Annotated in this window: 14 protein-coding genes and 1 pseudogene; 10 read left to right on the top strand and 5 right to left on the bottom strand. The window is 23.5% G+C overall.

The annotated features are described in order from the left end of the window. The 3 genes from AMRN_RS12245 to AMRN_RS12235 all read left to right on the top strand — a co-directional run bounded on the left by AMRN_RS12245 (nucleotide 1) and on the right by AMRN_RS12235 (nucleotide 3,438). Nucleotides 1-639: a hypothetical protein gene (locus AMRN_RS12245; RefSeq protein WP_099312772.1), complete on the top strand. Its 639-nt coding sequence runs from the start codon at nucleotides 1-3 to the stop codon at nucleotides 637-639. A gap of 112 nt (nucleotides 640-751) precedes the next feature. Beyond that, a complete protein-coding gene (locus AMRN_RS12240; RefSeq protein WP_099312774.1) occupies nucleotides 752-1,327 on the top strand; it encodes a LemA family protein in 576 nt (191 codons plus the stop codon). After that, nucleotides 1,324-3,438 carry a DUF3137 domain-containing protein gene (locus tag AMRN_RS12235; RefSeq protein WP_118897454.1) on the top strand — a complete coding sequence of 705 codons (2,115 nt, stop codon included), beginning with the start codon at nucleotides 1,324-1,326 and terminating at the stop codon, nucleotides 3,436-3,438. The genes AMRN_RS12240 and AMRN_RS12235 overlap by 4 nt, the downstream gene beginning before the upstream one ends. A gap of 242 nt (nucleotides 3,439-3,680) precedes the next feature. On the opposite strand, the gene AMRN_RS12230 is transcribed toward AMRN_RS12235, so the two are convergent. Next, a complete protein-coding gene (locus AMRN_RS12230; RefSeq protein WP_191282137.1) occupies nucleotides 3,681-4,862 on the bottom strand; it encodes a TolC family protein in 1,182 nt (393 codons plus the stop codon). Next, a complete protein-coding gene (locus tag AMRN_RS12225; RefSeq protein WP_099310055.1) occupies nucleotides 4,846-6,039 on the bottom strand; it encodes an aspartate aminotransferase family protein in 1,194 nt (397 codons plus the stop codon). Before AMRN_RS12225 ends, AMRN_RS12230 begins: the two co-directional genes overlap by 17 nt. 233 nt (nucleotides 6,040-6,272) lie before the next feature. Here AMRN_RS12225 and AMRN_RS12220 point away from each other — a divergent pair. From AMRN_RS12220 to AMRN_RS12210, 3 genes and pseudogenes are all read left to right on the top strand, one after another. Further along, nucleotides 6,273-6,392 (top strand): annotated as a pseudogene (locus tag AMRN_RS12220) (aspartate carbamoyltransferase); the annotation flags it as partial. A gap of 7 nt (nucleotides 6,393-6,399) precedes the next feature. Then, nucleotides 6,400-7,353 (top strand): aminodeoxychorismate synthase component I, encoded by a 954-nt coding sequence (locus tag AMRN_RS12215; RefSeq protein ID WP_099310054.1) that lies wholly within the window; start codon nucleotides 6,400-6,402, stop codon nucleotides 7,351-7,353. An 82-nt stretch (nucleotides 7,354-7,435) separates the two neighbouring features. Beyond that, entirely contained in the window at nucleotides 7,436-8,506 is a 1,071-nt protein-coding gene (locus tag AMRN_RS12210) for a Cj0069 family protein (RefSeq protein WP_165772821.1), read from the top strand. A 1-nt stretch (nucleotide 8,507) separates the two neighbouring features. Here AMRN_RS12210 and AMRN_RS12205 read toward each other — a convergent pair whose 3' ends face one another. Continuing rightward, a complete protein-coding gene (locus AMRN_RS12205; RefSeq protein ID WP_079578000.1) occupies nucleotides 8,508-9,272 on the bottom strand; it encodes a hypothetical protein in 765 nt (254 codons plus the stop codon). A gap of 71 nt (nucleotides 9,273-9,343) precedes the next feature. Between AMRN_RS12205 and AMRN_RS12200 the strand changes: the two genes are divergently transcribed. Then, a complete protein-coding gene (locus tag AMRN_RS12200) occupies nucleotides 9,344-9,919 on the top strand; it encodes an aminotransferase class IV family protein (RefSeq protein ID WP_099310052.1) in 576 nt (191 codons plus the stop codon). Here the strand turns inward: AMRN_RS12200 and AMRN_RS12195 are convergent. After that, the gene (locus AMRN_RS12195; RefSeq protein WP_099310051.1) at nucleotides 9,901-10,542 is read right to left on the bottom strand and encodes a transglutaminase-like cysteine peptidase; all 642 of its coding nucleotides are present in this window, start codon (nucleotides 10,540-10,542) and stop codon (nucleotides 9,901-9,903) included. The genes AMRN_RS12200 and AMRN_RS12195 overlap by 19 nt on opposite strands. A gap of 43 nt (nucleotides 10,543-10,585) precedes the next feature. On the opposite strand from AMRN_RS12195, the gene AMRN_RS12190 reads away from it, so the two are divergent. The 3 genes from AMRN_RS12190 to AMRN_RS12180 are packed head-to-tail and all read left to right on the top strand — an operon-like array spanning nucleotide 10,586 to nucleotide 12,029. Continuing rightward, nucleotides 10,586-11,026 (top strand): hypothetical protein, encoded by a 441-nt coding sequence (locus AMRN_RS12190; protein ID WP_099310050.1) that lies wholly within the window; start codon nucleotides 10,586-10,588, stop codon nucleotides 11,024-11,026. After that, the gene (locus AMRN_RS12185; protein ID WP_099310049.1) at nucleotides 11,026-11,709 is read left to right on the top strand and encodes an AzlC family ABC transporter permease; all 684 of its coding nucleotides are present in this window, start codon (nucleotides 11,026-11,028) and stop codon (nucleotides 11,707-11,709) included. Before AMRN_RS12190 ends, AMRN_RS12185 begins: the two co-directional genes overlap by 1 nt. Continuing rightward, a complete protein-coding gene (locus AMRN_RS12180) occupies nucleotides 11,706-12,029 on the top strand; it encodes a branched-chain amino acid transporter permease (RefSeq protein WP_099310048.1) in 324 nt (107 codons plus the stop codon). The genes AMRN_RS12185 and AMRN_RS12180 overlap by 4 nt, the downstream gene beginning before the upstream one ends. On the opposite strand, the gene AMRN_RS12175 is transcribed toward AMRN_RS12180, so the two are convergent. Then, nucleotides 12,026-12,382: a hypothetical protein gene (locus AMRN_RS12175; protein ID WP_099310047.1), complete on the bottom strand. Its 357-nt coding sequence runs from the start codon at nucleotides 12,380-12,382 to the stop codon at nucleotides 12,026-12,028. The genes AMRN_RS12180 and AMRN_RS12175 overlap by 4 nt on opposite strands. Nucleotides 12,383-12,470 lie beyond the last annotated feature (88 nt).

Below are 12,470 nucleotides of genomic sequence, written 5' to 3'. Positions count from 1 at the left end.
ATGAATGTAAAAAATATACTTATGGTAGTAATGATTATTTCAACAATTTTAATTATAGGATTAATATTTCTTGATAATTTCCATCATTTTTTATTGGCAGAATATTTTAAATATTATATATTGCAGACTTTAGTTTTTTTTATGATTATTGCTCAGGCCTTATTAATATTTTATTTTTCTAAAGTACCGCAATATAATATAAAATTATTTCGTAACTTATCTTTAATAGCTTTGATTTTTACTGGATTAGTATTTTTAATGGATATAAGCCTTCTTATTGCTACTTATTCAAGTGAGACAGAACTATCTACTCAATTGAGCGATTTAGAATATCAGCTTGGATTTGTTTATATAAGGTATATATTTTATCAACTACCTTTTATTATTTTAATTCTTGGATTTTTTATTAAAACTCACTTTAATTTTGTAAATAAAAAAATTTATTTTTTAATTTTAATTTTATCAAGTTTCCCATTTTTATTTGCTATAAGTCTTTATATTAGTTTGAGTAATACAAATCTTTATATCTTAAATAATTTATTTGACATATTTAAACATTTAAACGAAATTATAAATCATTCATTTTTTATAACTATCTTTATATTTAGTTTTTCATTATATAAACAACTTAAAAATTAAGAGAAAAAGAGAAAATTTAAAAAAATAGATTTAAAATAGAATATATGACTATATATTTTAAGTATATAAATAATAATATATATTATATAAATTTAAAAGGAGTATGTAAATTATGAGTTTGTTTTTTTATACTATTATATTTGTAATAGGGTTGATATTATATAGAAGTTATTCTAACATAATATCAAATAAAAATTTTGGTGATGCAGCATATGCAAATATTGATGTTCAATTAAAAAAGAGGTATGACCTAATTCCAAATATTTTAACAATTGCAAAAAAATACATGGACCATGAAAAGAACGTATTAGTTGATATTACAAATATACGTACAAAACTTGAAAGAAACTACAAAGAAAATGATAATAATAAAAATATACAAGAGAGATTTAAATTAGAAGATGAGTTAGATTTAAAGATGAAAGAATTAAATATTTCTTTGGAGAATTATCCTGACTTATATTCTCATAAATTGTTAATAGAAGCTCAACAATCTTATAGTGAAGTAGAAAGAAATATATCTGCTGCAAGAAGAAACTATAATCAATCTATTGCATATTTAAAAAATAGTATTGAAATATATCCTGGAAAATTCATAAATGATGCTTTTTTAAAAGTAAAATCAAAACCAATGTTTGAGATAAAAGATGAAGAAAAGAAAGAGATAAAAGCAGAAGACTATTTATGATAAAATTTGATGATGAAGTGGTGATATTAGAAAAGTTAAGAAAAAAGCTAAAAATAAATCAAATAATTGATAAGTTTGTAGGATTTTTATTTTCAATATCATTTTTCATGATAATTATTAGTTACTTAGCAAATAATGTAGGAATTGGACTTCTAGGCGTATTACTTTTAGGTATATCTTTTATAATATTATTTAATAGTAAAACATATAAGCTTTATAGTGAATATCGTAAGCTATTAGTAAAACCCTTTTTAGTAAAAAAATTTAATGGCTTTTTTAGAGATAATAAAGATGAAGAATATAAAGAACTATTTTCTCAATTAGTTGATTTTGATTTTGATAAAGAAAAAGAATTTTCATATTATTCAAATAATATTTTTGATCTTAAATATAAAGGTTTTAGTTCTTTATTAGCTTATTCACATTTAACAATAGGTAAAGATAAATATAAAAGTACATTATTTGATGGAACTCTTTTTATTATGAGATTGCCTTTTTCTATAGATGATCTTATTATTATAAGAAAAGCAAAATATTTTGAGAATTCAATTAATTTTAGTAATAAAGATTTTATGAATAATTTTTATGTAAATGGAAGTGATGCAACTACTATAAACTTTATCCTAAGCCCAATAGTTATGGATAATTTAGTTAAATTAATAAATAAAAATATGAATAAAGAATTTGAAATTAATATATTTTCTAATAAATTAATTATACATTTTAAAAACTATAATATTTTTTCTATAAAAAAGGATTTATTTGAAACAGAAATTAATTCTCAAAATATTAATGAAAACTTAAAAGATATAGAAGAAAGAATATTTTTTATTTTTAAGTTAATTGATTGTTTTGAATTTACGTTATCATCTATAAAAAAGAGTTCTTATAATGAAACTTTAAAAATTGAAAAAAACAATATTTCTAATTTATTATTAAAAGAAAAAGATAAACAAATAGATGTTGATTTGAATGAAACAAAAAATAAAGAAAATACATCTTTAAATAAAATAAGTAAACTATCACAAGAAGATAAATTAAGCTTTAATATAAGTACAAATGTACCATCAAGAGATTCATATTTTAATTTATTCTTTGCTAATACAAATAGTCCATATGTTGGTGGTAGATTTATTTTTATTGCGATATGCCTTTGTGTTTTTACAATGATAAATTTTAATTTAATAAAAGAAAAGAGTTTTATTGATTCCGTTGATGAAAGACTTACATTGCTTTTCTATACACAGCCAAAAGTGATTACTAAATTCAAAGATTTAAAGAAAACATCAAGTTTTGAAGTTAATAAATTGTCTTTTAATGCCTTATGTACAAAGTTTAGTATACTAGAAAGATTTGCTAAATGTGAAGAAATAAGTTTATTAAAAGATAAAAAGAAATATGACTTATTAAAAAAACAGATATACAAATATAAGAATCTTTTTGAAGAATATTATAAGTTTATAGAGTCTTCATGGTATTTATTAGATGAAGGTAAAAATGTTCCCGGTAGTTTCTATAATAAAAATACAATATGGAATCTTAAAATAACTAATGTTACTAATAAGCTAACTAATGATTTAGAAAAATCACTTGAAGAGTTTGATGGTATAGAATTTGATAGAATAAATTACATTTTTTATAATTTATATTTTGGGAATAGATTTGATGCTTCAGATTCAATAAAAAGATGGGCAAAAAGTAAAAATAATATTAAGATGCTTGTTTATAGATATGATGAAATATCAGAATCAAAGAAAGATTACTTTAATGAAAGATTAAAAGAAGAATTGCAGTATATTTTTAAAGATGTTCAAAATAATCTTATAGAAAAATATAAAATAAATTATATTTTAGTCCCATATAAGAATATTAGACTTGATTTATTTAAAAAAAATATACCTATTGAAAAATCTAAAGATTTAAAAGACATGTCTTTATTAGTAGAGAATATTAAGCATCAAGAAAATAAAAATTATGTACTTGTTAACTCTATTGATTTAAAATATTCATTAGGAAATATATTTTCTATATTTTTATTATTTCTTATTTATACTAGTTTTATAGGAATAATTTTAAAGATCTATTTTGCTACTAAAGAAGATACTTTATGATTCAAGTATTTATCAGATTGATAATAATATCTATTTTATTTAAATATATAGCCAAGAAGCAGATGATGCAATAAAAATATAAAAAGCATGAGTTATAATTAAAAATATCAGGACTTCCAAAAAGAGACAAATGAGAACAATCTCATTTGTATATAAAATTTTGACTAAGGTAATTGGAAGAATTATAATCCAATAAGTTAATAATAATCTACTATTGAACATAAATCCTCCTACGTTAATAGTTATTCTATTTTAGCATAAAGTTTTAATAATTCTATTTGTTTTTCTAATTCATAAACTTTAAGTTCAATTTTTTTTACCATAGATGAGTTTAATAATGTATCAACATCACTTTTTGTTTTTAATCCAGCATTTTTTTCTTCAACTATTGTATCAAGTAATGAGTTGTAAAGTTTATAGTCATCTTTTGTTATTTCTATTTTTCTCTCTATTGTTTTTATCTTTTCAAGTTTTGTTTTGAAAAAATTTTGTTCTTCTAAAATCTTATTTTTTAAAGATAGTTTAGCTTTTAAATAATCAATTTGTGTTGATTCTATATCATTGAATGTTCTAACATCAAGTGGCATTGATATTGATATTCCTACATTATGTACAGAATCATCATCTATATTTGTATTTGTAGGACTAAACTTATGGTTTTTTGTATAATCAAAAGTTGCGCTTACTGTTGGCAAATATTTAGATAAAGTCATACCTTTATATTCATATTTAGTTTGTATATCTGCTTTTGCCTTTGATAATTCAAGGTTTTTATTTAAAAACTTTTTTTTACTTACAAGCTCAAAAGTAGGAAGAGAAAAAAGTTTATAGTCTTTACTTGCAAGATTATTAAAACTATTGATTAGCTCACTTTTTTGATATTTTAAATCTATTAGATTCTTTTTAGCAGTATTTGCATCTAAAATTGCATTATCTAAAAAAGAAGTATCTAAAAATCCATTTAATACTTGTTCTTTTTTTCTTATTACATCAATTTGTGCATTTTTAACAACATAATTTGCTTTTTTTATTTCAAACTCAATTTTATTTATATTAAAAAGAGTTTCATAGGCATCTTTTATTAGATTTTTTCTTTGTACATCTATATCCAAATTTGAATATTTTTCACTTGCATTGGCATATTTAATAGCTTTATAAATTCCACCACTTTTAAAGATTGGTTGATCAACTCTAATTACACTTTTTTCTGAGTCTGTATATTCTCCATCGATTTTTGTGTATGATAATGTAATAGGATTAATCCAGTCTTTTTTTAACTTGCTACTATCTTCAATTACCTTTTTTTCACTTAATTCAAACTGCTTTAGCCTATCTTGTGATAATATATTTTCATCTGTATTTGCATTTAAAAACATAGGTAAAAGACTACTAAGAAGTAGTCCTTTTCTAAGAGATTTCTTCAAGGGCATCACCTAACCTTTTAAAACCTTCATCAATTTCTTCTTTAGAAATTGTAAGCACAGGTAGAAGTCTTAAAGTATTTTTTCCAGCTTTTAATACTAAAACACCATTCTCAAAAGCTTTTGATACAATAGAAGCTAAAGTTTGTTCATCTCTTACTCTAAGTCCTCTCATTAAACCTAATCCAACACTTTCTAAAAATAGATTTGAATATTTTTTATATAAAGTATCTAATTTCTCTTCAAAGTATATTATTGCTTCATCTAATTTTCCACTTACTTTATAATCTTCTAAAATATTTAAAACTTCTAATCCAGTTGCTGTACTTAAGTAATTTCCTCCAAAAGTTGAACCATGATCTCCTGGTTCTAAAATATCTTTATGTTTAGTAATAACTGCTCCAATAGGAACTCCTCCACCTAAACCTTTAGCTAAAGTTATAATATCTGGCTGTATTTCATAAAGGTTTGAAGCTAGAAACTCTCCTGTTCTATAAACTCCTGTTTGTACTTCATCTACTATTAATAATATTTTATTATCATTTAAAAATTTTGCTAATTCTTGAATATCTTTTTTATCAAAAGGCTGAACTCCACCTTCTCCTTGAACTAACTCAATCATAACTGCAACTGTTTCATCATCAATTGAATTGTAAATATCGTCAATTGTATTATCATAAGAAAAACCATCTGGGTATGGAGCAAAATGCGGAGCATGAAACTTGTCTTGTCCTGTTGCTTTAACTGTAGTAATAGTTCTTCCATGAAATGAGTGCTTTAGTGTAATTACTTTGTATCTTTTTTTCTCAAAGTTTTTTTCGCCATATTTTCTTGCGATTTTAATTGCACCTTCATTGGCTTCAGCACCACTATTGGCAAAAAAAGTCCCAACTTCATATCCTGCAAGTTTTGTTATTTGTTGGGCTAATTTTATTTGAGGTTCAATCATATAAAGATTTGAAGTATGAGTAATATTGCTTACTTGTTTATATATTGTATCTGCTACTTGTTTATTCCCATGTCCTACTGATACTACTCCAATACCTGAAGTGAAATCTACATAGTCCTTGCCACTATCATCAAATAATGTAGCATTAATACCACTTTTAAAATTTGTATAATTTTTTGAATATGTGTTTAAAACATATTTTTTATCAATGTTTTTTAACTCTTCTGACATTTTTTTTCCTGTTAATGTTAATTTTAACTTTAAAATAGATTATATCTAATTTTATTGAACAAATTGTTAATCAAGAAAAATCATTTTTTTTGATTTTATGTTTTTATGTATTCTACTTTTCAATTGCTTTTAGATATAATCAAAACTAAAATTAAAGGAAGAAAATGCAACACTTGACATCTATTTCAGACTTTTCTAATGAAGAGATTTTAAAGTCATTATATCAAAGATTAGTAAATAGAAATATTGATATTAGTGATGAAATGTTGCAAGATTCAAGAAGTAAAGTTTTAGAGCAAGTTAGAAATGGAGTTGCTATTAGAATGGCAATTTTAAAGAAATTAATAAAGTAAGTTTTATTTGAGAAAAGAAATTATTAGACAAGAACTAAATAAAAATGGCTCATTAAATGAGCCATTTTTTTTTATGATATCATATGATTTATCAAGATATGAAATTTATAAACTAAATGAATTACCAAATGATATTAAATTTGAATTATCAAAAAATAGTAATTTTAAAAGCCTTGAAAAAATTGCTTTATCAAAATTTCCAATAGATTATAGTGCTTATAAAAAAGCTTTTACTTCCATACAAAATCATATAAAAGAAGGAAATTCTTATTTATTAAATCTTACTTTTAAAACTAAGATTGATACTTCTTTGAGTTTAGATGAGATTTATAAAAAAGCTCAGGCTTTATTTAAATTAAAATATAAAGATGAATTCGTATGTTTTTCTCCTGAAAAATTTATTGAAATAAAAAAAGATAAAATTTATACATATCCTATGAAAGGTACTATTGATGCAAAAGTTCCTAATGCCCAAGCAAAAATTCTTAGGGATACTAAAGAGATGGCTGAGCATACAATGGTTGTTGATTTGTTAAGAAATGACTTATCAATTGTCTCTTCAAAAGTAAGAGTTGATAAGTTTAGATATTGTGATAAAATAAATGCAGGAGAAAAAGAGCTTTTACAAATAAGTTCTAAAATATCTGGTGAATTAAAAAAAGATTGGCATAAAAATATTGGAGATATTTTAACTTCACTTTTACCTGCTGGCTCAATAACTGGAACTCCTAAGAAAAAAACTGTACAAATTCTTGATGAAATTGAAAACTATAAAAGAGATTATTATACTGGTATAGCAGGTATTTATGATGGAACTTCACTTTATAGTTTTGTTCTTATTAGGTTTATAGAAAAAATAGAAGATATCTATTATTACAAAAGTGGAGGTGGAATTACTTGTGATTCAAATATAAATTTAGAGTATGAAGAATTACAAGACAAAATCTATATTCCTTCTTAAATCTGTAATTATTCTGTAACTGTTATATTATAAACTCACTGTAATTTATAATTAAGCATTAAATATGTTACAGGAGACATATATGAGAACTAAAGTTTTTATCATTGAATACGCAGTTGGAAGTGACAAAGGTTTTGATGGATTTAGACCTGATACTAAGCCTATATTGAAAGAAATTCAAAATAATACTTCATATGACACAGAAGTGGTTTTTTATATTCCCAATAAAAAGCATAAGCTTTTTGATTATTTAAAAAAACATGCAGTTGCAGTTATTAGCAGAATAAATCCAGGTAATTTAAAAGAAATCGATGAATATTTTCAATTTTTAAATAAACTTAGTCAAGAAAATATTCATGTTCATACTCACCCTGATGTTATGATTAACCTTGACTTTAAAGATATTCTTTATAAACTTAAGGATACTTACTTAGGTGAAAAAAGCACTATGTTTTATCAAAAATTTGATGATTTTCAAAGAAGCTTCCCTTATGAATTAAAAAAAGAAAAGATAAGAGTTCTAAAAACTAACTATGGCTCAACAGGTGAGGGTGTTTATTTAGTTTGTTTAAATGAAGATAATAGTGTAACTTCTACAGAAGCTGTTAATAATGAAAAAATACACTTTAAAACATTAGATGATTTTATAACTGATTTTTCTTGGAAATTTGAAGAAGAGAATGAAAGTGCAGTATATTTTAAAGAAAAAAAAGGTTTTGTTTCTTGTAAATATTTAAAAAGAATAAAAGAAGGAGAAATTAGAGTTTTATTAGTAAATAATGAACCTATTTCTGTTGTGCATAAAAAACCACAAGATGGTGAGTTTTCTGCAACTCTTTTTTCAGGAGCACAATATAATTATGAATCGCCAAGAGAAGCAAAATGGAAAGATGTAATTGATTTAACATTAAAAGGTTTAAAGGATATTAAGCCATATTGCCAAGGACATGATTTTCCACTTTTATGGACAATGGATTATATTTTAGATTATGATGAAAATCAAAATGATATTTATGTTTTAAGTGAAACAAATTGTTCTTGTGTTGGTATAACAACCCATTTAGAGTATGCAAAAGAAGTAGCTAAAATTTTTAAAAAAGATATAATCATAGAAGATTTAGATAATATTTTAATTTCACAAGCAGTAAGTTAAATTACTTGCTAGTGTGAAATTTTAAGAAATTGACAACTTCTGGAATTGTATATTTATTTTCAATTACATTATGTTTTGTTTTAGGAAGTAAAACTACTTTTGCATTTTTAAATTCAAGTAGTGCCATTGCACAATGACCATTATTGTTATTCTCTTCATATGGAGAATATTTTCCAAAATATTGGTCGTGCGTACCTATTATATTTAAAAAAGGGTCTTTTTTTCGTGCACCTATTTTAAAGTCACGACTGTAATATCCATTTTCACATGCATATGCTGCAACAATTCTTCCTTTAAAGTCTTTTCCTTTGTATTGTGCAGCTGCTAATGCTCCCTCGCTACTTCCCATTAAAAAAATATTTTTTAAATCCAAAAAATCAAACTCTTTTAATCTTTTAATATTGTAAAAAACCTCTGCCACTCTTACTTTATGAACTTGTTCATAGTTTTGAATTTTAGTAGGTGTTTTATATGTTGGTCTATCTTTTAATTTATATGAGTTTGGGGCAAAGAAAATAAAATTCTCTTTTAAAACAGCATCTTTGTATTTTTTTCCATATGCAAGTCCTACTGAGCCGTGCATATAAAATAAAACTGGATATTTTTTCTTATTTTTAAGTGATTTAAATTTTTTTTTAAACTCTTTAATAGTTAAAAATATTGGTTCTTTTATTCCCTCAAATCCCTTTGGTAAACCAATATAACCTTGTTTATAAGTGTCTTCAAAATTGTCATATTTTTTAATTGTTTTTTTTATCTCTACCACTTTTAGTTATCCTAAAATTTTTTTTGTTATTATAACAAAACTAAAAAAAGTAAGGATTAAATAAAAACTATATGAATGGAACAATAAATTATTTTGAAACAATAAAATGTGAGGATTATGAAGTTTTTAATTTATCATATCACAATAAAAGAATCGCAAAAACAATTGCAAGAAATTTTGATTTAAGTGAATATATATCTCCTTTAAATGAAAAGTTATTAAGATGTAAAGTAATTTATAACAGTGATGAAATTATAGATATTAAATATTTTGAGTATAAAAAGAAAGAGATAAAAAATTTTAAAATAATAAAAAATGACAAGATAGAGTATTCAAAAAAATATTTAAATAGAGATTCCTTAAATAAGCTTTTTGAACAAAAAGAATCATGTGATGAAATAATGATATTTAAAAACTCTTTATTAACTGATACTTCAATTGCAAATATTGCAATTTTTTATGATAATAGTTGGATTACTCCAAAAAAACCTTTATTAAATGGAACAACAAGGCAAAGATATATAAATAGTGGTTTTATAAAAGAAGCAGATATTACATTAGCGATGTTGAAAAATGCAAAAAAAATTGCACTTTTAAATGCTATGATAGATTTTGATATTTTAGAAGATTATTCATTGTTTTCATAAACTCTTTTTAAAATATTTTCCCATTTATTCTCTTTCCCCCAGTCAACTTTTACTTTTTTATGAATCTTTTTATTTTTTAAAATAAAAGATTCTTTTTCATTAAAAATAAATTTTACTTTTAATTTAGGTCTTTTATTTAAAGGCACTACTTTAAAACTTAAGTTATCTAAAACTAAAGGCATAGAGTTTTTATTTTCAATATATAATAAAATCATGTGATAATTTGTAGCATTTTTAACTTTAACAACTGCAAGAAATAGTTTATTTTCTTTTATTCCTAAGCTTAGTAGTGTGAAGTATTTTGCTATTGCATAATCTTCGCAATCACCTCTTCCTTCAATCAAAAACTCTTTTGGTGTAGCCCAGTAATCATCAACTTGATATTTGGTTTCATCATTTATTGGTAGAATTTTATTGTAAAAACTATTTGTATATGATAATTTTTTTATTGTTGAAAAGTCTTTTGCTTTAGAAAGTAGTCTTTTATATTTTACTAATCTTGCTGATATTTGTGAAGCATTTTGCATTTTTAAGATATTGTTATACTCTTCTTGTGAAAGAGTAATGTTTTTTGCTTCAAGTATAAAAAAAGGTATTAAAATAAGTAAGATTATCTGTTTCATAAGTTATAATAACAAGTTAATTTATAAAAAAGGATAAATCTTAATGATTAGCAATATTATAGAACAAGATAGTTATAAAGAGTTAATAAATTCACAAATAAAAGATATTATTGATTACTTACTTGAAAACAATGAAGAGTTTGCAATAACTGCAAATATAGAAGCAATGGAGTTTACACCAGAATTGCCTAAAAATATAAAATCTCAATTGTCAAAATTTTCATTGTATATATTAGCAAATTATACATATACAACAATAGAGATTAATGATAAAAATATTATGAGTTTTGAAGCAGGATTTGGAAGTGAAAATTTTGGTTCTAAAGTACAATTACCACTTCATTCAATTTTTCAAATAATTATTGATGATGCAATTTTATATCTAAACCCTTTAGCAACTGTGGATAAGTTTAACTCAAATCCTAAAGAAAAATCACTTAATGTTTTTAAAAACAATCCAAAAAATAAAAATCTTATTAATTAATGAAATACGAAAAAGAGCTTAAAAAAGCTTTTTCTATTTCTATTCCTGTATTAATGGGATATATAGTTTTAGGATTTGCTTTTGGTTTATTATTAACAAGTTTTGATTATCCTTGGTATTTAGCACCAATTATGTCAATTTTTATTTATGCGGGAGCTTTACAGTTTGTTGCAATTAATTTTTTTAATGCAAAAGCTGGACTTATTGATATTGCAATTGCTTCTTGGTTTATAAATATTAGACAATCTTTTTATGGCTTGTCTTTGCTTAAAAGATTTAAAAATAGTGGAAAATTAAAACCCTTTTTAATCTTTAGTTTAACTGATGAAACATATGCTTTATTAACCACAATAAAAGATGATGAAACTTTAAATAAAAAGTATTATTATTTATTTTTAGGATTATTAAATCAATTTTATTGGATTATAGGATGTACAAGTGGGGCAGTTATTGGCTCATATGTAGATTTTAATACAGCAGGTTTAGAGTTTTCTTTAACAGCATTATTTGTTGTTTTATGTATAGAGCAATATAAAAGTTTGAAAAATATTTATCCTTTTTTAATAGGAGCTATTTCTTCAATCTTTGCATTGATTTTTATACCAAGTGATAAGATGTTAATTGTATCTATTATTATAGCTTTAATAATGATGTTTTTCTTTAGAAAAAGGATTGAAAAGTGACGGGTATAGAGATATATTTAGCAATTGGGGTTATGGCCTTAGTGAACTATTTTACAAGGGTTTTTCCTTTTATCTTTTTTATAAGAAAAGATCCTCCCTCTTCAATTATATTTATTGAGAGATTTTTTCCTGCAATTATTATGGTGATTTTAATTGTTTATACTTTAAAAGATATTGAGTTTGCAGTTTATCCTTATGGATTAAAAGAAGTATCATCAGTAATATTTACGGCATTTTTGCATTTAAGTATTAAAAATTATTTAATCTCAATTTTTGGTGGAACAATTTTTTATATGGCTTTAATTCAATATATTAATTAATCTTCTTCGACTTCTTCATCCCAAAGTATTGATACTCCATACTCTTCATGGGGTATTGCATATTTAAAATACTCTTTTGTTCCTTTTCTTCCATGTAATCTTATAACTACTTGTTCATCTTTTAATAGTCTTTTCATTTCATTTTCAGAAAAACTTCTTTTATTCCATTTTAAAAAGACATTTGAATATACTCTAAATCTACATGTTGAATCAGCTGTAAATACATATGAATCACTTTCATCATACTCTTTTTTTGAATTTTCACAAGTATAAAGCTTGATTTTTTTGCCTTGTGCAGTTATTTTTTTTGAAATTACATTTCCTTTACAATATGGACATGTGCCTAATATCATATTAACTCCTTAAAAAAGAATTGTACAAAAAATTTTAATAGATTGATTATTTTATTACAAAGTGTAAGATTAGTAAGGGCAAAGCCCT

It is taken from the genome of Malaciobacter marinus (assembly GCF_003544855.1).
GTDB lineage: Bacteria > Campylobacterota > Campylobacteria > Campylobacterales > Arcobacteraceae > Malaciobacter > Malaciobacter marinus.
Note: the sequence above shows the minus strand (reverse complement) of the source record. Positions and strands in the feature narration are given on the sequence as shown.